An 18,507-nucleotide genomic window follows, 5' to 3' on the forward strand; every position below is an offset into this window, starting at 1 on the left:
CCTTCGGCGTTCACGCCGCCGGGACCGCGCTGTCCTGCAGGATGATGCTCGGCCCCTGCGGCGTCGCCTCGACCCGCAGTTGCGCGGGCAGCTGCTCCTTCATCGCGGCGACGTGGCTGATCAGCCCCACCGTGCGTCCGCCCTGACGGAGCTCGTCGAGCGTGCGCATGGCCAGCTCGAGCGTCTCGTCGTCGAGGGAGCCGAAGCCCTCATCGATGAAGAGCGTGTCCAGCCGCACACCGCCGCTGCGCGCGGTGACGACCTCGGCGAGGCCGAGCGCGAGTGCGAGCGACGCGAGGAACGTCTCGCCCCCCGACAGCGACGTCGTGGGCCGGGATTGGCTCGTGTAGGAGTCGAACACCGCGAGCCCGAGGCCGGACGCCGCGCGGTGCCGGCCGACGGCGTCGGAGTGCTCGAGCCGATATCGCCCCGACGACATGACCTCGAGCCGCAGGTTGGCGGCGTCGACGATCTGCTCGAGCTCGGCGGCGAGCACGAAGGTCTCGAGGTCCATGCGGGTGTCGGTTCGGCCCGCGAGTGCGTCCGCGAGCCCCGCGATGATCTCGTGCTCGGCTTCGCGCTCGGCGGATGCCGCGTGGGCCCGCGTCGCCCGTTCGGCCGCCTCGGCGAGCCGTGCGGCGACTTCGGTGTCGCGCGCCGCTTCGGTGACGGCGCTGTTCCACGCTTCGCGCGCGAGGGATGCCGCCTCGGCGACCGGCGCGAGATCGACCGGTTCGTCGGACGCGCCGGCCAGCTCGGTCTCGAGCGCCAACAGCCGTTCGCGCTCGGTCGCGACGTCGACGTCGTGACGGTGCAGGTCGGAAGCGAGCCGCTCGCGCACGGCGGTGTCGAGGAGTGCCGTGCCGACGGATGCCGCGTCGTCGAAGGTCGATTCGGCCAGACGCTCCTCGAGGTCGCGCTGCGCGTCGGCGGCCACCTGCTCGGCCCGCAGCCGATCGTCGATCGCCAGCGTGAGGGCCCGGGCCGCGTCGCGCACGCGGGTCGCCTCGTCGATGCGCGCCGCGACCGAAGGGTGGTCCCCGCGTGCGGCGGCGACGGCCCGGGTCGCCGCCGTGAGCCGTTCGGCCCGCGCGGCGCGGTCTTCCTTCGCCGCCGCGAGCCGGGCCGCCAGCGCGGCCTGCTCGTCGCCCATCGCCGCCTCTATCTCACGCAGTTCGCGCACCTCGGCCGCCAGCGTCGCGATCGTCGTCGCCGCGGCTTCTGCGGCGGCCAGTCGTTCCTCGGCGGCGCGGTGGGCGGCCTCGAGGTCGACCACGGAGCTTCCGCCCGCACGGGCGAGCGCGTCGTGGTGGGCGGCACGCGCTGCACGGGCGGCGGCGGACGCGGCCGTCGCCGTCGCGGACGCGAGCTCGACGGCCGCTTCGGCTTCGGCGACCGCTTCGTCGGTGACCGGATCGCCGGCCGGGACGGCAGGATGCGGGTGCTCGATCGCCCCGCAGACGGCGCATGGCTCGTCGTCGACGAGCGCGGCCGCCAGCTCACCGGCGTAGCCGTCGAGTCGGCGCTGGAGCAGAGCTCGAACGGCGGCTGTGCGCTGTTCGAGCGACCGCGTCGCCTCGAGGTGCTCGGCTTCGGCCGCGTGTGCCAGCGGTGCGAGCTGCTCCGCTTCACGCCCCGCCTCGAGGCGCGTCGTGACCGTTGCGAGGGTGTCGCGGGCGGGCTCGACGGCGGGAGCCGCAGCCTCGAGCGCCCGGATCTCGGGCTCGAGCTCGGCGAGTCTGGTCGCTCGCCGCGCAGCGACCTCACGGAGCTGCTCCGTCTCGTCCCGGAGGCCGTCGATCGCGGTGTCGGCGAGGCGCACGGCGTCGGCGAGCGCCGGCACAGCGGACTCGTGCTCGGCGGCTGCGGCCCAGATCGCGAGATCTCCGGAGAGCTCATCGACGACAGCGGCGAGCGCCGCGGCGTCGTCCGGCTCGGTGGCGGCTGCGGTGTCGGCCCCGACCCGCTCGACCCACGTCGCCCGTGCGCGTGCTTCGCGCTCGACGGCGCGTGCGACCGCAGCGGTGGCCCGTTCCGCGGCGCCGAGGGGCGAACGCAGCGCTTCGGCCGCCGCCGACCGCTCGAGTCGGACGCGGTCGGCGTCGACCTGCGGCGCGCGCTCTTCGAGTGCGGCGAGCGCGCGCCGCGACGCGAGGCGTCGCTCCTGGCGTTCGCGCAGGGCCTTCTGCGCGCTGTAGTGCGTGAGGGCGGCGTCGTGCGCGGCCTGGGCGTCGTCACGCCGCCGACCCGAGCCCTCTGCGCGGTATCGGGCGCGTGGCACGGCCCGGCACACCGCTTCGACCCGCTGCGCCGCCGTCGTCGTCGCCTCGTCGTCGGGTTCGGCGGGTGCCCCGTCGAGCGCGTTGTCGCGCACGAGAGCCTCGGCGTGCACGAGAAGCGCGTCGAGCGTGGCGCTGTCGCCCTCGAGCGCGGCGCGCGCGTCGCAGCGCAGGCGGTCGACCTCGCGCTCGTACTCCTCGTAGCGCAGCGATCCGAACAGCGTGCGCAGCAGCGCCTGTCGTTCGTCGTTCTTGGCCAGGAGGAACTCGGCGAACCGGTTCTGTGCGAGCAGGATCACCTGCTGGAACTGGTCGCGCGTGAGCCCGAGGATCTCGTCGAGGATCTCGGCGGCTTCGCGGTACTTCGTCGCGCGGCCGTGCCACACCTCGTCTGCGAGCTCTTCGACGAGCACGGTCGACTTCTGCACCGTCGTGCCCGCGCCGCGTGCCTTCGGCCGCTCGTATTCGGGCGCGCGCGTGACACGCCAGCGACGCCCCGCCGCGGTGAACTCGAGGCGCACCATCGTCGCCTCATCGGGTTCGGCGTGGTCGCTGCGCAGCCCGCGGTCGCCGCCGTCGTACCGGGGTGCCGTGCCGTAGAGCGCGTAGCAGACGCCGTCGAGGATGCTCGACTTGCCCGCGCCCGTGCGCCCCGTGATGAGGAACAGCCCGTCGGCGTCGAACGCGTCGAAGTCGACCGTCTGACGGTCGCGGAACGGCCCGAACCCTTCGAGGTCGATACGGTGCAGCTTCATGTCGTGACCTTGGGCCGTTCGTCGCCGGGGACCGCCGACGCGTGCGCGGCGAGCACGTCGCGCACGATCTCGGCTTCGCGCGGAGTCGCGCCGACGCCGTTGCGCACGTGCGCGAGGAACGCGTCGATCAGCTCGTCGTCGGTGCGCGCCGCGCGCACGCGGGCGGCGTAGGTGTCCTGGCCGGCGGTGTGCCGCTCGGTCGGCGCGTGCGTCACCTTGGCGCAGAACGGGAACCGCTGCTGCAGGCGCCGCATGGGATCGCGCTGGGGAGCGGCGTCGGTGTACCGCGCATCGACCCAGGCGTCTTCGTGCACCGTGAACGCGTCGGAGGAGAGCAGCTCGTCGAGCGGGGCGACGAGGCGAACGAGCCGGCGCGGCACGGGAAGCGCGATCCACTCCGCACCGGTCAGGCCGTCGGCGTCGAGGTCGATGAGCCACGACCCGCGCGGCTTGTCGCACTCGCCGAAGCTGTAGTGCAGGGGCGCGCCCGCGTAGCGCACGCGTTCGGAGAGCTGCTGGCGCCCGTGGATGTGCCCGAGCGCCATGTAGTCGGGACCGTCGAAGACGGACAGCGGTACGACGTCGAGTCCGCCCTGCTGGATGTCCCGCTCGACCCCCGGTGTCGCCTCGACTCCCGCCGCGAAGCAGTGCGAGATCGCGACCGAGCGACCTCCGCGCTCGGCGAGGTCGGCGCGCACGAGCGACATGGCGTGTGCGACCGCCTGCGCCTGCGAGCGGATCCCGACGTCGGGCCAGACCGAGCGCACGAGCGCGGGTTCGAGGTACGGGATGCCGTAGAAGTGGACGGGCCCGTGTGCGTCGTCGATCGTGATGGGCGCACCCACCCTGCGCGGATCGGTCACGACCCGGATGTCGTCGCGCAGCAGCGCGGATTGGAATCCCAGTCGCGCGGCGGAGTCGTGGTTGCCGCTGGTGACGATGACGCGCGCGCCCGCGTCGGCGAGACCGCGCAGCGTGTCGGAGAGCAGCGAATAGCACGCCGCCGCCGGCACGGCGGAGTCGAAGACGTCGCCCGCGACGATGACGACGTCGACGCCGTGCTCACGCACCTGGTCGGTGAGAGTGGTCAGCACGCCGCCGAGGGCCTCGAGCGTCGAGTTCCCGTGGAACGACCGGCCGATGTGCCAGTCCGAGGTGTGCAGGATGCGCATGTCTCGACGGTAGGCGACCCCTCCGACATCGCCCCTGAGCCCGGCGGCGCGTTCGGACACCGTTGTGGCTACGCTTCACATATGCCGCGCACGGAATCCTTCACGTACGCCGGCGCGACCCTCATCGCCGAAGAGCACGAGGGGCCCGCGTCCGGCGAGCGTCGTCCCGCCTTCCTGCTCGTCCACGGCATCGGCATGGGGCGCAGCGTCTTCGGAGATCTCGCTGAGGTGCTGAGCGACGTCGCTCCCGTCGTCGCGGTCGACCTGCCCGGCTACGGCGAGGCGCCCGAGCCCGTCCGCATCCTCACGATCCAGCGCACGGCCGACCTGCTCGCAGCCTTCGTGCGGGCCTCATCCGATTCCCCGGTCGTCGTCGCCGGCCACTCCATGGGGGCGCAGATCGCCGTCGAGCTGGCGGCGCGGCATCCGGGTCTGGTCGACCGTGTCGTGCTGCTCGGGCCGGCGTGCGATCCGGCCGCCCGCACGCCGCTGCGGCAGCTGTGGCGGCTCGTGCGCGACATCGCCGTCGAAAGCCCCAAGGTGATCGCGGTGGGTGCGCGCGAATACGTCCGGGCCGGACCGCGGCTGCGCATGAAATTCCGCGCGATGCTGCAGCACCGACCCGAAGACGTCTTCCCCGCCGTCGCTGCGCCGACCCTCGTCATCCGCGGCGAGCACGACGTCGTCGCGCCTCGCTCCTGGTGCGAAGAGGTCGTCCGCGCGCTCCCCGACGGGCGGCTCGCCGAGGTCGAAGGGCACGGTCACGAGACGATGATCCGGGATGCCGCGCCCTCGGCCGCCCTCATCCTCGGCTTCGTCGGCTGATCGTCAGGCGTCGCCCGTCGTGATCTGATCCGCGAGCTCTTCGACCTCGGCGTCCGGGAGCGCGATGCCGGCCTGCTCGAGGCGCTGGTGGAGCACCTCGACGACGCGCTCGCGCGGCAGTTGCAAGACGTCGGACCGCGTCTGCGCGAGGATGCCCGCCACCTTCTCGACCTCGGACGCGTTGTTCTGGTCCATGGCCGGCAGGTTCTGCGTCTGCTCGCTGCCCAGTGCGCCTCCCTCGCGCTGCGCCTCCCCTGCCGTCAGGGTGTCGCGCGTGCCGTCCTGACCGTGGTGGTCGGCGCCCTCGGACACCACGCCGACACCGACGGCGGTGTGCGTCGGCTCGTTCTGCGCCGGGACGTCCTCGCGCGTCGGCTCGCCTTCGGCCGGTGTCGCTTCGGCGCCGTCGGCGTCTTTGCGGTCCGGGAGGTTGATCCCCGGCTGCTCGAATTCGTTGCCCGTCGTGCTCATCATGGTTCCTCTCCTCGGTCCGCGCTGAGGTCCGGGTCGGCATTGCGACGCACGCGCTCGCCCGCAACGGGGTCGTCGGGCGGCGCGGCGGCGTCGGTCAGCAGACCGGCCTCGGTCGCGGACGTGTCGTCCACGAGATCGGGCGATCCCTCGACGGCGGCGTTCTGATCGCTCGCGGCGCCGTCGGTGATCGGCTCGCGGCCGGCCGGCGCATCGGCTTCGTCGACGCCCTCGGGAAGATCGCGGTCCATCGCGGACTCCTTTCGTCCCCACCAGCGTCGCGCGCCGCGGCGATGCGGCGCACCCCGTTGACAGCGTCGGACAAGCGTGACTAGGCGCCGCGACCCCGCGTCGCGGCATCCGTCGTCGCTGCGTCCCGCGACGCGGCGCGGTCTCGGGCGACTGCCTCGCCGAGCAGCTGCCCGCCGCTCGTGAGCAGAGCGCGCCGCCACGGCAGCACCCCTTCGATCTCGATCTGGATCGACATCGACAGCACGGTGCGGATGAGCACGATGAGCCCGAGGATGAAGGCGTCCTCGATCGAGGGCTTCGAGGTGATCGTGCGGATGAGGTCGGCCGCGACGAGCACCTCCAGGCCCAGCAGGATCGCCGATCCGAGGGTCGTGCGCAGCACCTGGAACGCCGTCCCGCCGCCCTCACGACGCGCGAGGGAGCGGATTCCCAGCACGATGGCGATCACGAAGCCGACCACCATCGCGAGCGCGCCGATCACCTCGAACACGACCGCGACGGTCGTGAAGAGGTCCTCCATGTCGAGCATCATGCCCGATGGCGCGGCTCGACGATCGCCGCGCGATCGGGGTTCGCCGCGAACCAATCGGCGACGTACCAGCACACGGGGATGACGGTGCGGTCGCCGCTCTCCTCGAGCGCCGCTACGGCACGGTCGACGATGATCGCCGCGTACCCGTGTCCGCGGAACGTCGGGACGGTGTAGGCGCGCGTCATCGCGACCGAGCGACCGTCGTCGTTGTAGTCGAGCACACTGACGAGATCGTCGCCGCGGTGCAGCGTGTACCGCGAGGCATCCGGTTCATGCGAGAAGCGCAGCTCAGTCATGCCGTCAGGCTATCCCCCGCACGCCGTGCCGGGGGCGGTCACCGACGCCGGTTCCCGGCGTTGAGCACTCTGCGTCATCCGACCATCCGGGCGGCGCGCTCACCGAGCGATTTGACGCATTGCGACACGTTCGGTCATAATCGGCGTCATGTCTGACAACGCACGCTCTCTGTCCGCCTGGAAGGCGAACGGGACTGCCGGGATGATGATGCCCGGCCGCGTTGCTCTGTGTTGTCGAATGTGCCGCTGACGCGCTGATCGCCGCAGACCGCCGCCGCCCGCTCTGAACGCGCGCCGGCCGCGAGTCTCCCGCCGCTTCGGATCCTGGATCCGGATGCCGCGCACCCGCCCCCTCCGGGGCTCATCGCCGCACGTGGAACCCGCTCGGGTTCGCTTCCGCAAGGACCCTCATCATCATGTCGAACACCGCTCTCCTCGAACGCCCCGCCGTCTCGCAGCCCCGCCACCTCCGCGCCGTCACGTCGCCCGTCGCGATCATTCCTCCCGCCGCCGCTCCCGCGGCCGCGCCCGCGCCCGCCCCGGTGCGCCATCTGCCCGAGGGCACGACGCCCCGCGGCTTCGCCCTCTATGTCGGCTTCGACGAGGCTCAGGTCGACGCGTCGGGCGTCTCGCTCGGCGTGCTGGTCGACGCCCTGCGCCGCACGCTCGCCGACCTGGCACCCAGCGCCGAGACGTACGCGACGGTCGCGCTCGCCCCCACGGGCGCGGGCGGCCGGGATGTCGATGTCGTGCGCCGTGCACTGCACGAGCCCTCCGCCCTCGCCCGCGCGACGCCGGAGGAGCCCGAAGACGACGAGAACGCGCCCGGCGGCGTCGTCGTCGACATCTCGCGCAAGCGCGTGCTGATCGACGGCGAGTCGGCCGCGTTCACCTTCAAGGAGCTCGAGCTGCTGCAGTATCTCGTGCTGCGCGAGGGCCGCACGATCGAGCGGGCCGAACTCGTCTCGTCGCTGTGGCGCACCGCGACCGAGGACGAGATCCCCGGCGAACGCACGATCGACGTGCACGTGCGCCGCCTGCGCGCGAAGCTCGGCCGATACGAGGACATCGTCCGCACGGTGCGGGGAGTCGGATACCGCTTCGACCGCCACGCCGATGTCGTCATCCGCTTCGGCCACGGCACGCCGTCGCCCGACCGCGTCTGATCCCGACGTCGGAGAGCCGACGTAGTGTGAAGGCGTGACGACATCCTCCGCGAACCGCGCGCCCGCGCGACGCTGGGCGCACGCCGCCGCCGTGCGCGGCCTGCCGGCGGGTGCCCGTCGGCCCCTCGTCGAGCCGCAGTCTTCGTCGTCGCGCCCGATCGAGACCGAGTACCGCCCCGCGCACCCTCTCGACCTGCGGCGCACCGTGCTGCACCAGCGTCACGGCGCGAACGACCCGACCATGACGACGGCGGGCCACGTCATCTGGCGTGCGGCCCGCACCCCCGCGGGGATCGCGACGCTCGCGCTGCGCCAGTCATCCGACGGGGCCGTCCGCGGTGCCGCGTGGGGCCGTGGCGCCGAGTGGGCGATCGAGCAGCTGCCGGCGCTGTGCGGCGCGCGAGATGACCCCCGCGGGTTCGATGCGGCGCAGCATCCCCTCATCGCGGATGCGCACCGCCGGCATCCCGGTCTGCGTCTGGGCCGCACCGACCTCGTCTTCGACGCCCTCGCGAGCGCGATCTTCGAGCAGAAGGTCACGGGCCTGCAGGCCTTCGGCGGGTGGCGACGCATCGTCTCGTGGCACGGCGAGCGCGCTCCCGGACCCACGCCGCGCCCGATGTTCGCGCCGCCCACGATCGACCAGTGGCGGCGCATCCCCTCGTGGACGTGGCATCGCGCGGGTCTCGAGCCGCCGCAGTCGCGGGCCGTCGTCGAGGCGGCACGCCGCGGTGAGTCCGTCGTGCGGGCCGTGACGGCGGCCGCGACGAGCGATGAGCGCGATCGTGTCTTGACCGCGGTGCGCGGCGTCGGACTGTGGACGAGCGCCGAGACGCGCATCCGGGCCTTCGGAGACCCCGACGCCGTGAGCGTCTTCGACTACCATCTCGCGCACGAGGTCGGCTTCGCCCTGACCGGCCACCGCGTCGACGACGACGGCATGCTCGAGCTGCTCGCGGCGTGGCCGGGGCAGCGGCAGCGGGTCATCCGGCTGATCAGGGTGAGTGGCGCACACGAGCCGCGGCGAGGACCGCGCCTGCACCCCGAAGACCACCGCGCCCGCTGAACCCGGGCTCTGGTGCTCGCGCCCCCGGGACGCGAGGATGACGTCATGATCGAGTCACTCCCCGACCTCCCCGCCGGCGTTGTGGGCTTCCGCGCCGTCGGCACGGTCGAAGCCTCCGATTACCGGAACGTCGTCGATCCCGCGATCGATGCGGCGATCGAGCACGATGCGAAGGTCAACGTCGTCTTCGTGCTCGGCGAAGAGTTCGACCGCTACTCCCTCGGCGCGCTGTGGCAGAATGCCGAGCTCGAGAGCAGACCCGCGCGCGCCTGGGGGCGCATCGCCCTCGTGACCGACCACACGATCGTCGGCGAAGTGATCCACGCCATCGCCTTCCTCTTCCCGTGCGAGCTGCGGTTCTTCCGCGTCGCGGCCCTCGACGATGCGGTCGGGTGGGCGTCCGCGGGTCCCGAACGGTCCTGAGCGCCGTGTGCCCCTAGGCTGGGCACCATGGCGAATCGACGACCTGGCTGGCAGCGCGGCCACACCGGATGGGCTTTCGGAACTGCGCTGGTGTTCGCGCTCGGCATCCTGTTCGGCATGGTGTGGGGCAATGTGTGGCTCGGCCTGCTGCTGGCCGCGGCCGTGTCGATCGGCTGGCTCATCGCGTACGAGTCCTGGCGCGGTCGCGAGGTCGGCATCGAGAACCGCGACGACGACGGCGCTCGCCTCTGAGTTGACGCTCGCCTGACGCCGCGCCCGGACCGGGCGCGATGTTACGGCGTGGATTTCCGAATGCGCGAGTTAAGGTTAGCCTTACCTACATGACTCATCGCACTCGAACGCTGTGGCCGCTCGCGGGCCTTGCCGCTCTCGCCCTGACCGTGACCGCCTGCGCCTCACCGTCCGCCACCGCCGAAGAAGACGCCCCCTCGGATGCTGCCGCGACGATCCTCGTCGAGAACGCCCGGCCCACCCTCATCCAGGTCGAGGAAGACGGCGAAACGGTGTGGCGCGAAGACGGCGACGCGGCGCGCGACTCCGTCGTGGTACCCCGGGAACCGGCATCCGTCGTGACGTTCGACATCGCGTCGCTCGACACCCTGCACGCGATCGGGGCAGGAGACGCCGTCGTCGGCATCCCGGACGCGACCCTGCCCGACTACCTGGCGGAGTACGCCGATCTGCCCACGGTCGGTTCGCTCTTCGAGCCCGACTTCGAAGCCGTCGCCCAGCTCGCGCCGGAGCTGATCATCACGGCGGCCCGCAGCACGAGCCAGTACGACGAGCTCTCGCAGATCGCGACGACGATCGACCTCACCGGCACGTCGGGCGGCACGTTCGACGTCGAGGCGGGGCTGGCCCGTGCGGGTCAGCTCGGCGAGATCTTCGGCCGCGAGGACGAGGTCGCCGAGCTCACCGCCGACATCGAGGATCTGCTCGCCGCCATCCGCGCGGAAGTCTCGGGCACGGCGCTCGTGCTGTCGATCTCGGGCGGCGAGTACGGTGCCTTCGGCGAGGGCTCGCGCTTCGGCTACTTCTTCGATTCGCTCGGGTTCACCCCCGCGGTCGTCGCCGCCGACCTTCCCGGCGCCGACGGTTCGTCGCACGGCGACACCGTGACGAACGAGTTCATCCTGACGGCGAACCCCGACTGGATCCTCGCCTTCGACCGCGGCGCCGCGACCGGCGGCGAGAGCACCGCGACCGAGACGCTCGACAACGAGATCGTCGACCGCACGACGGCCGCCCAGGAGGGGCGCATCGTGCAACTGCCGGGCAACGAGCTCTACATCGTCATCAACGGCCTCACCGCGATCGACAACGTCCTCACGACGGTGCACGACGCGATCACGGGCTGACGCGTGATCCCACGACGGCGAACCGGGAGCGCAGACCTCTGAAGCGGTTCTCTCCGACGTCGCTGATCGTCGCGGGGGTGGTCACGGTGATCGCCCTCGCGACGGTCTCGCTGTTCATCGGCGTGGCCGAGCTCGACGTCTTCATCCTGGTCGCGAGCCGGGTGCCCCGCACGCTCGCCCTCATCCTCGCCGGCATCGCCTTCGCGGTGACGGGCCTGATCATGCAGCTGCTCACGCGCAACCGGTTCGTCGAGCCGAGCACGACAGGAGCGACGGATGCCGCGAGCTTCGCGCTCCTGCTGCTCCTTCTCGCCGCCCCCGGCCTGCCTCTGGGGGTCAAGGCCGTGATCGCCGCGGCCGGAGCCCTCGTCGGCGTGGTCGGGTTCCTCGCCCTCGCCCGCCGGATCCCGTCGCATTCGAGCGTGCTCGTGCCGATCGTCGGCATCCTCTATGCCGGCGTCATCGGCGCGGGCACGACCTTCATCGCGTACCGGTCCGACGTGCTGCAGGAACTCATGAGCTGGGGCATCGGCGACTTCTCCGGCGTCATGCGAGGCCGCTACGAGATGCTCTACGTCGCGGCGGCGGCCGCCCTCATCGCCTGGATCGCCGCGGACCGCTTCACCGTCGCGGGGCTCGGCGAGGACACCGCGCGCGGGCTCGGCCTCGACACGCGAGCCGTCATGGGGCTCGGCGTCGGCATCATCGCGATCGTGACGGGCGTCATGGTCGTCATCACGGGTGCGATCCCCTTTCTCGGGCTCATCGCGCCGAACATCGTCAGCCGTCTCGTCGGCGACAACATGCGCCGATCCGTCCCGGTCGTCGCCCTCCTCGGGGCCGCGCTCGTGCTGCTGTGCGACATCATCGGTCGGGTCGTGCGGTTCCCCTATGAGCTGCCGATCTCGATCGTGATGGGCGTCATCGGCGGGGTCGTCTTCTTGTGGATGCTGCTGGGCACCGCCCAGCCGTCGGATGCGGCGCGCCCGCACCGTTCTCGAACTCCCGCTGCGGGGGCAGGTGCCCGCCGATGACGACTCTCGTCCGCACCGACCGCATCGCGTCGGCCTATCGCTCCCCGGCCGTGCGTCTCGCCGCCCTGATCGTCGTCGCGATCGCCGCGATCGCGCTGTTCCTGTTCACGGGCCTTCCCGGTGCGTGGCAGTATGCGCTGGACCTGCGCTCACGCACCGTCATCGGAATGGTGATCGCCGCCGCTGCGATCGGCGTCGCGACCGTGCTGTTCCAGACGATCACGGCCAACCGCATCCTCACCCCCGGCATCATGGGCTTCGACGCCGTCTTCATGGCGATCCAGGTGCTCGTCGCGTTCGCGATCGGTCCCGCCCTCCTGGTGTCGGCTCCACCGCTCGCGTCGTGGACCGTCGAGCTCGTCCTCATGGCGGGGTCGATCGTGCTGCTGTACTGGTGGCTCTTTCAGCGGCGCCGCCTCGACCTGCACGTGATCGTGCTCGCGGGTCTCGTGCTGGGCGTGCTGTTCCGCTCGGTCACGTCGTTCTTGCAGCGTCTGCTCGATCCGGACACCTTCGCGATCGTGCAGAACCTCGCTTTCGCGAGCTTCACCTCGATCAACCGGGAGTTGCTCCTTCCCACGGGTGCGCTCGTCGCAATCGCGATCGCGTCGCTGTGGCCGATCCGTCGGGCGCTGGACGTGCTCTCGCTGGGCGAGGCACGGGCGATCTCACTGGGCGTGGAGCACCGGCGCATCGTGATGCACGTCATCGTCGTGATCGCCGCCCTCGTCGCGGCATCCACCGCTCTCGTGGGTCCTGTGACGTTCTTCGGGCTCATCGTCGCGAACCTCGCCTACGGCATCGTCGGGCATCGGCACCGGCGCAGCATCCCCGCCGCCGTCGCGATCGGCGCGATCGCGCTCGTCGGGGGTCAGTTCCTGCTCGCCCGCGTGCTGGGCTTCGCGACCGAGCTGCCGGTGGTCATCGAGTTCGTCGGCGGGCTGTTCTTCATCGTCCTCGTCTTGACCGGAAGGGCCCGATGACATGATCCGGATCGACTCCGTGGCGAAGCGCCACGGCACTCTCGTCGCCGTCGACGACGTGACCCTCGACATCGGCCGCGGCGTCACGGCCATCATCGGACCGAACGGCGCGGGCAAGTCGACGCTGCTCTCTGCGGTCGGACGCCTGATCGGTGCGACGGCAGGCACGATCACCGTCGACGGTCTCGACGTGTCCACGACGGGCACGCGGGAGATCGCGCGGCGTCTGGCGATCCTGCGGCAGGACAATCATCTGGCGATTCGGCTCAGCGTCGAGGACCTCGTGTCGTACGGCCGTTTTCCGCACGGCGGACCGGGACGCACGCCGAAGGATCGCGAGCGCATCGAGCACGCCCTCGCCCTGCTCGACCTCGGGGCCGTGCGCACGCGGTTCCTCGACGAGCTGTCGGGCGGCCAGCGGCAGCGGGCCTTCGTCGCGATGGCGATGGCGCAGGACACCGATCACCTGCTGCTCGACGAGCCGCTCAACAACCTCGACCCCCGGCACGCGGTGAGCCTCATGAAGCTGCTGCGCGAACAGAGCGCGCAGCGCGATATGACGATCGTCGTGGTGCTGCACGACATCAACGTCGCGGCGCAGTTCGCCGACGACATCGTCGCGATGCGCGACGGGCGCGTCGTGCGGCATGGCCCGGTGCACGAGGTCCTCACCGAGGAATGCCTCGCAGCGCTCTACGACACCCCCGTGCGCGTCGAGGCGATCGCCGGCCGCCGCGTCGTGCTGTGGGAGTGACCCTCCTTGACCGCGAGACCGCAACGGCACGCCGAGACTGCGGGGTCTACCCACGGTCTCGGCGCGCCGTTGCAGTCTCGCGGTCGTAAGCTGGGGCCGCCGGGGGGCGACGAGATGGGGAGGACGGATGCGGATCGCGGTGGCCGGCGGCACGGGGCTCACCGGCGGGCACGTCGTCGACGTCGCCCGCGAGCGCGGGCACGACACGGTCCTGCTGGCGCGCAGCCGCGGCGTGGAGCTGCTCTCCGGAGCCGGACTCCCCCGCGCCCTGGTCGGCGTCGACGCCGTCATCGACGTGTCGAACGTCACGACCCTCAGGGCCGACGAGTCGATCTCGTTCTTCGCCGGTGCCACGCGTTCGCTGCTCGCCGCCGAGCGCGCCGCCGGCGTCGCCCATCACATCGCGCTGTCGATCGTGGGGGCGGATGCCGCGCCCGAGGGCTATTACGCCGGCAAGCTCGCACAGGAACGCCTCGTCGCGGCCGGCCCCGTGCCCTGGACGATCCAGCGCGCGACGCAGTTCCACGAGTTCGCGGCGCAGATGTACGTGCGCGCCGCAGCCGGGCCGCTGCGCTTCGCTCTGCGTGCGCGCACGCAGCCGATCGCCGCGCGCGAAGTCGCCGAGCACCTCGTCAGCCGCGCCCAGGAAGGACCCGCCGGCCGCGCGACGGACCTCGGCGGACCGCGCGAAGAGAGCCTCGCCGACATGATGCGCGCGTATGCACGGGCGATCGGGCACTGCGGGTGGATGCCGCCCCTCAGCCTTCCCGGAGCGATGGGCCGGGCCCAGCGCAGCGGTGCGCTGCTGGCCGGCCCCGATGCCGTACGCGGCCGTCAGACCTTCGCGGAGTGGCTCGACGCACTCCCCGACGCGTGAATCACATCTCTTCGTGCCGGTCGGGGTCGCCGTCCCACAGCCGTCCTCGCTCGAGCCCGGAGACCGCCGCGATGTCGGCCTCGTCGAGCGAGAACCCGAAGACGTCGGCGTTCTCGCGCTGACGGTCGGGATCGCTCGACTTCGGGATGGGCGTCGAGCCGAGTTCGATGTGCCAGCGCAGCACGACCTTCGTCGGTGACACCCCCCGCACGGCGGCGATGTCGGCGATGACCTGTTCGCCGAGCAGTTCGGTGCGCCGCGCCAGCGGGCTCCAGCTCTCGGTGCGGATGCCGTGCTCGGCGTGGAACGCGCGCAATGTCGCCTGCGGAAAGTACGGGTGCAGCTCGATCTGGTTGACGGCGGGCGTGACGCCGGTCTCGGCGATGAGCCGCTCGATCATCGTGATCGTGAAGTTCGAGACGCCGATCGACCGCACGAGCCCGCGCTCGCGCGCTTCGATGAGGCCGCGCCACGTGTCCAGCCACTTTCCGACGCTCGGGTTCGGCCAGTGGATGAGGTGCAGATCGATGCGCTCGAGCCCGAGCGCGTCGAGCGAGCCCTCCACGCTCGCGATGGCCTCGTCGAAGCCGTGGTGCCGGCCGGGCAGTTTCGAGGTGATCACGAGGTCGTCGCGGTCGACGCCGCTGCGGCGCACCGCCTCACCGACGTCGCTCTCGTTGCCGTAGTTCACGGCCGTGTCGAGCAGCCGGTAGCCGCTCCCGATGGCGGCGGCCATGGCCTCCACACCCTCGTCGCCCTCGAGCCCGTACGTGCCGAGTCCGAGCTCGGGAAAGCGGGTGCCGTCGTTGAGGGTCACGTCAGGAATGCGCAGCATCCCCCCATCATCCCGCTCGGACGGATGCTGCGCGAGACGTCAGCTCTGACCCACGAGCCCTTCGTCGGCGATCACGACGCGTTCGGCCGGCGCGTCGGCGGCGTCGAGCGCCGCGAGCACATCCGCGGTGAGGTCATCGACGTGCTCGAGACCGATCGACAGTCGCACGATGCCCGCGCCGGGCTTCGCGTCGCCCACGACAGGTCGATGGGTCAGCGAGGCCGGGTGCTGCACGAGGGAGTCGACGCCGCCCAGCGACACGGCGTGAGTCACGAGCTCGCACGCCTCGGTGAAGCGCGCCGCGGCGACATAGCCGCCCGCGAGCTCGATCGCGATGATCGAACCGGCGCCGGCCAGCTGGCGGCCGAGCAGACCCTGCGGGTCCTGGCCCGGCAGGCCGGGGTAGAACACGCGTGCGACCGCGTCGTGCGCGCTCATGCGCTCGGCGAGGGCCTGAGCGGTCTCCTGCTGCGCGCGAACGCGCACGGCGAGGGTGCGCAGACCGCGATGCAGCAGGTAGGCGCCCATGGGGTGCAGGATGCCGCCCGTCAGGGCGCGCACCTGGCGGAGCCGCTCGACCCACGCGGTCGGACCCGCGACGACGCCGCCCATGGCGTCGCCGTGCCCGCCGAGGTACTTCGTCGCGCTGTGCATGACGAGCGTCGCGCCGTGCTCGATGGGACGCTGCAGCACGGGGGTCGCGAACGTGTTGTCCACGAGTACCGGCACGTCGCCCGCCGCCGCGACGACGGCGGCGATGTCGAGCAGTTCCAGCGTGGGGTTGGCGGGCGTCTCGATGATGACCAGCCCCGTCTCGGGACGGATGTGCGCGGCCACGTCGCCGGGTGCCGACCACGTCACCTCGGTGCCCAGCAGGCCGCTCTGGAGCACGTGGTCGGTGCCGCCGTAGAGCGGACGGACCGCGACGACGTGCGGCTTGCCCGCCGAGACGGTCGCGATGAGACACGCCGTCAGCGCGGCCATGCCGCTCGCGAACGCGACGGCGCCCTCGGCGCCCTCGAGATCGGCGAGCGCCTCTTCGAACCGCGCGACGCCGGGCTGCCAGAGCCGCTGATAGACGGCGCTGCGCCCGGGGCCGAGGTCGTGACCTGTCGCGAGCTCCTCGTAGGACAGGCCTCCGACTTCGACGTCGGGCAGCGGATTGGTCGTGGACAAGTCGATGGTCGGGACGTGGGAACCGGCTTCGCGGAGGCCGGCCATACCGCCGTGCACAGCACGCGTCTCCCACCGATGGCGCTCGGGTTGCATGAGGTTCAGGACAGCAGATTCTCGCGGCATCCTCAAGTCGTAATGAAGCACCGCCTACAATTACAGAAATCATCGCAGATCCTGCGAAAAACGAACCGAGAGGATGCCGCGGTGTCACGGTCCTTCGACCTCGATCCGACCGATCGGGCGCTACTGCGCGCCCTGAGCGACAACGCTCGCGCATCGGGCGCAGCGCTGGCCGCAGAACTGGGCATCGCGGAGTCCACCGTGTCGCTGCGGCTGCGCCGTCTGCAGTCGCAGGGCGTCATCAAGGGCTACCGCGTCGAGTTCGACACCGACCGGCTCGGCGCGACCGTGCAGGCGCTCATCGCCGTGCGCCTCGTGAAGCACGCCCGCACCGAGATCGAGGCCTTCCGGCGTGCCGCGACGGGGCTTCCCGGCGTCGTGCGGCTGTTCCACATGGCCGGCGCAGACGACTTCCTGCTGCACGTGCTCGCGCGCGACGCGGGCGAACTGCGCGAGTTCGTGCTCACCTACCTCACGGGGCATCCCGCGGTCGCCCACACCGAGACGAACCTCGTCTTCGAGCACGCCGACGCCGACGGCTGGCAGCGGTTCCTCGACGAGCCCTAACCGGCCCGCGTCGCGAACGCGAGATCGAGGTAGGGAAGGTCCTCGCGCGGGATGACGGCGGTGAACACTCCCCCGTTGGCGAGCTCGGCGCCGATCGCATAGACGAAGGGGTCGGTGTCGATCTCGGCGCCGACGACGATCTCGCCGTCGATCACGACGTCGACGCCGCGCCGGATGACCCGCTCCGACGTCAGGGCGGGTGAGCCCCAGTCGTGCAGCCCGACGGCGTGCTCTTCTCGGAACTGGTTCATCAGGATGTGGTTCGCGTGCTGCACGAGCAGGTACCCGAGGGTCGTGAACTCGGATGCTTCGCGGTACCAGGTCGTCTGGACCGCTTCCCAGAGCGTGCGATACCGCATCCGCTCGACCTGCTCGATCAGCCAGCGCGGCCGCGGCCACGGCGGCACCTCGTCGATCGAGCGACGGGTCGCGTCGTCGAGATCGGCGAGGTTGACCGGGTCGTCCTTGTCGTCGGGGTTGCGCCACAGCGTCGATGTGACGCTCGCCGTCATGGTTTGGAGTCCCGCCGCGTCGGTGCCCGTGCCGACGCCGATGTCGGCGTGTCCCACAGCCGGTTGCGGCGCGAACACGAGCACGGGGATCGGCATGCGCTTCAGCATCTCCTCACGCTCGATCCGCGGATCGGGGGCCTCCTCGGGGAGGCGTCCGGCGTGCTCCATCAGCCGGGCGTGATGCCGAGCGCGTCGGCCATCGTCTCGAGTGCACCCAGCGGATCCTCGCGCATGGGCAGCGACTGGATGCACACGTGGTCGGCGCCCGCATCGAGGTGCGCCCGGACGGCAGATGCGATCGTCTCGGGCGCGCCCCACGGCGTGAGCGCGTCGATGACGGCGTCGTCTGCTTCGCCCTCGAGCTGTGCGCGATCGAAGTCGAACTTCACGAGCATGTCGGCGTAGTTCGACATCTTCAGGTAGCTGCGCAGCGTGCCGCGCGCGATCTTGCGTGCAGCCTCGGGGTCGTCGGTCGCGATGAACATCTGCTCCGGCGCGAGGAAGGCGTCCGGCCCCAGGGCCTCGCGCGCGAAGCGCGTGTGCGCGGGGGTGGTGAGATAGGGGTGCGCGCCGAGGGACCTTTCGGCGGAGAGCTGCAGGGTCTTCGGGCCGAGGGCGGCGAGGAGGCGGCGGTCGGCCGGCACCCCCTCGGCATCCAGCACGTCGAGGTAGTCCCGCATCGCCGCGAGCGGGCGCGTGCGCGCGGCGTCGGCTTCGCGGTGCCCGCTGCCGATGCCCAGCACGAACCGGCCGGGGTGGTTCTCCTCGATGCGGTGGTACGACGCGGCGACCTCGGTCGCGTCGGCGTGCCAGATGTTGACGACGCCCGTGGCGACGACGATGCGCTCGGTTGCGGCGACGACGGCTTCGACATCGTGCAGATCGCCCGCGGGGGACCCGCCGACCCACAGCGCCGCATAGCCCAGCCGCTCGATTCCGCGCGCGAGATCGGGGTCGAGCCCGCGCGACGCCCGCCAGACGCCGATCTCGCCGAACTTCATCGATTCGTCGCTCATCTGCACATCGCCTCTCC

The 18,507-nt window shown here is 71.6% G+C and carries 21 protein-coding genes; 11 read left to right on the forward strand and 10 right to left on the reverse strand.

Features of this window, described 5'->3' with window-relative positions:
* Positions 1 to 10: 10 nt before the first annotated feature.
* Positions 11 to 3,034 (reverse strand): AAA family ATPase, encoded by a 3,024-nt coding sequence (locus ACWIBS_RS04040; RefSeq protein ID WP_454136491.1) that lies wholly within the window; start codon positions 3,032 to 3,034, stop codon positions 11 to 13.
* Positions 3,031 to 4,206 (reverse strand): exonuclease SbcCD subunit D, encoded by a 1,176-nt coding sequence (locus tag ACWIBS_RS04045; RefSeq protein WP_376131279.1) that lies wholly within the window; start codon positions 4,204 to 4,206, stop codon positions 3,031 to 3,033. The genes ACWIBS_RS04040 and ACWIBS_RS04045 overlap by 4 nt, the downstream gene beginning before the upstream one ends.
* 81 nt (positions 4,207 to 4,287) lie before the next feature.
* Here ACWIBS_RS04045 and ACWIBS_RS04050 point away from each other — a divergent pair, with 81 nt between their 5' ends.
* Positions 4,288 to 5,031, forward strand: coding sequence for an alpha/beta fold hydrolase (locus ACWIBS_RS04050; protein ID WP_376131276.1), 744 nt, complete (start codon positions 4,288 to 4,290; stop codon positions 5,029 to 5,031).
* Positions 5,032 to 5,034: 3 nt separating this feature from the next.
* Here ACWIBS_RS04050 and ACWIBS_RS04055 read toward each other — a convergent pair whose 3' ends face one another.
* The 4 genes from ACWIBS_RS04055 to ACWIBS_RS04070 form a co-directional block, all read right to left on the reverse strand.
* Entirely contained in the window at positions 5,035 to 5,505 is a 471-nt protein-coding gene (locus ACWIBS_RS04055) for a hypothetical protein (protein WP_376131273.1), read from the reverse strand.
* Complete coding sequence (locus ACWIBS_RS04060) at positions 5,502 to 5,753, reverse strand: hypothetical protein (protein WP_376131270.1); 252 nt, start codon at positions 5,751 to 5,753, stop codon at positions 5,502 to 5,504. The genes ACWIBS_RS04055 and ACWIBS_RS04060 overlap by 4 nt, the downstream gene beginning before the upstream one ends.
* Before the next feature lie 80 nt (positions 5,754 to 5,833).
* Positions 5,834 to 6,274: a DUF1622 domain-containing protein gene (locus ACWIBS_RS04065; protein WP_376131267.1), complete on the reverse strand. Its 441-nt coding sequence runs from the start codon at positions 6,272 to 6,274 to the stop codon at positions 5,834 to 5,836.
* Between the two features lie 8 nt (positions 6,275 to 6,282).
* Complete coding sequence (locus ACWIBS_RS04070; protein WP_376131264.1) at positions 6,283 to 6,582, reverse strand: GNAT family N-acetyltransferase; 300 nt, start codon at positions 6,580 to 6,582, stop codon at positions 6,283 to 6,285.
* A 416-nt stretch (positions 6,583 to 6,998) separates the two neighbouring features.
* Here ACWIBS_RS04070 and ACWIBS_RS04075 point away from each other — a divergent pair, with 416 nt between their 5' ends.
* The 9 genes from ACWIBS_RS04075 (at position 6,999) to ACWIBS_RS04115 (ending at position 14,264) form a co-directional block, all read left to right on the forward strand.
* A complete protein-coding gene (locus tag ACWIBS_RS04075) occupies positions 6,999 to 7,748 on the forward strand; it encodes a winged helix-turn-helix domain-containing protein (RefSeq protein WP_376131261.1) in 750 nt (249 codons plus the stop codon).
* Positions 7,749 to 7,848: 100 nt separating this feature from the next.
* Positions 7,849 to 8,814, forward strand: coding sequence for a DNA-3-methyladenine glycosylase family protein (locus ACWIBS_RS04080; protein ID WP_376131285.1), 966 nt, complete (start codon positions 7,849 to 7,851; stop codon positions 8,812 to 8,814).
* A gap of 45 nt (positions 8,815 to 8,859) precedes the next feature.
* Positions 8,860 to 9,237 carry a SpoIIAA family protein gene (locus tag ACWIBS_RS04085; protein WP_376131258.1) on the forward strand — a complete coding sequence of 126 codons (378 nt, stop codon included), beginning with the start codon at positions 8,860 to 8,862 and terminating at the stop codon, positions 9,235 to 9,237.
* 27 nt (positions 9,238 to 9,264) lie between these two features.
* On the forward strand, positions 9,265 to 9,489 hold the full coding sequence (locus tag ACWIBS_RS04090) for a hypothetical protein (RefSeq protein ID WP_376131255.1): 225 nt from the start codon (positions 9,265 to 9,267) through the stop codon (positions 9,487 to 9,489).
* Between the two features lie 89 nt (positions 9,490 to 9,578).
* Entirely contained in the window at positions 9,579 to 10,616 is a 1,038-nt protein-coding gene (locus tag ACWIBS_RS04095) for a siderophore ABC transporter substrate-binding protein (protein WP_376131252.1), read from the forward strand.
* 77 nt (positions 10,617 to 10,693) lie between these two features.
* On the forward strand, positions 10,694 to 11,650 hold the full coding sequence (locus tag ACWIBS_RS04100; protein ID WP_376131249.1) for an ABC transporter permease: 957 nt from the start codon (positions 10,694 to 10,696) through the stop codon (positions 11,648 to 11,650).
* Positions 11,647 to 12,633 (forward strand): iron chelate uptake ABC transporter family permease subunit, encoded by a 987-nt coding sequence (locus ACWIBS_RS04105; protein WP_376131246.1) that lies wholly within the window; start codon positions 11,647 to 11,649, stop codon positions 12,631 to 12,633. The genes ACWIBS_RS04100 and ACWIBS_RS04105 overlap by 4 nt, the downstream gene beginning before the upstream one ends.
* 1 nt (position 12,634) lies before the next feature.
* On the forward strand, positions 12,635 to 13,387 hold the full coding sequence (locus ACWIBS_RS04110; protein ID WP_376131243.1) for an iron ABC transporter ATP-binding protein: 753 nt from the start codon (positions 12,635 to 12,637) through the stop codon (positions 13,385 to 13,387).
* Positions 13,388 to 13,514: 127 nt separating this feature from the next.
* On the forward strand, positions 13,515 to 14,264 hold the full coding sequence (locus tag ACWIBS_RS04115) for an SDR family oxidoreductase (RefSeq protein WP_376131306.1): 750 nt from the start codon (positions 13,515 to 13,517) through the stop codon (positions 14,262 to 14,264).
* 1 nt (position 14,265) lies between these two features.
* On the opposite strand, the gene ACWIBS_RS04120 is transcribed toward ACWIBS_RS04115, so the two are convergent.
* Together ACWIBS_RS04120 and ACWIBS_RS04125 are read right to left on the reverse strand one after the other, a co-directional pair.
* The gene (locus ACWIBS_RS04120) at positions 14,266 to 15,099 is read right to left on the reverse strand and encodes an aldo/keto reductase (RefSeq protein WP_376131309.1); all 834 of its coding nucleotides are present in this window, start codon (positions 15,097 to 15,099) and stop codon (positions 14,266 to 14,268) included.
* Positions 15,100 to 15,138: 39 nt separating this feature from the next.
* Entirely contained in the window at positions 15,139 to 16,398 is a 1,260-nt protein-coding gene (locus ACWIBS_RS04125; protein ID WP_376131312.1) for a trans-sulfuration enzyme family protein, read from the reverse strand.
* Between the two features lie 81 nt (positions 16,399 to 16,479).
* Here ACWIBS_RS04125 and ACWIBS_RS04130 point away from each other — a divergent pair, with 81 nt between their 5' ends.
* Complete coding sequence (locus tag ACWIBS_RS04130) at positions 16,480 to 16,962, forward strand: Lrp/AsnC family transcriptional regulator (RefSeq protein ID WP_376131315.1); 483 nt, start codon at positions 16,480 to 16,482, stop codon at positions 16,960 to 16,962.
* On the opposite strand, the gene ACWIBS_RS04135 is transcribed toward ACWIBS_RS04130, so the two are convergent.
* Both ACWIBS_RS04135 and ACWIBS_RS04140 read right to left on the reverse strand, forming a co-directional pair.
* Complete coding sequence (locus ACWIBS_RS04135) at positions 16,959 to 17,642, reverse strand: hypothetical protein (RefSeq protein ID WP_376131318.1); 684 nt, start codon at positions 17,640 to 17,642, stop codon at positions 16,959 to 16,961. The two genes, ACWIBS_RS04130 and ACWIBS_RS04135, sit on opposite strands and share 4 nt — an antisense overlap.
* On the reverse strand, positions 17,642 to 18,490 hold the full coding sequence (locus tag ACWIBS_RS04140; protein ID WP_376131321.1) for an LLM class F420-dependent oxidoreductase: 849 nt from the start codon (positions 18,488 to 18,490) through the stop codon (positions 17,642 to 17,644). The genes ACWIBS_RS04135 and ACWIBS_RS04140 overlap by 1 nt, the downstream gene beginning before the upstream one ends.
* Positions 18,491 to 18,507: the final 17 nt, after the last annotated feature.

Source organism: Microbacterium sp. NPDC055442 (genome assembly GCF_053644215.1).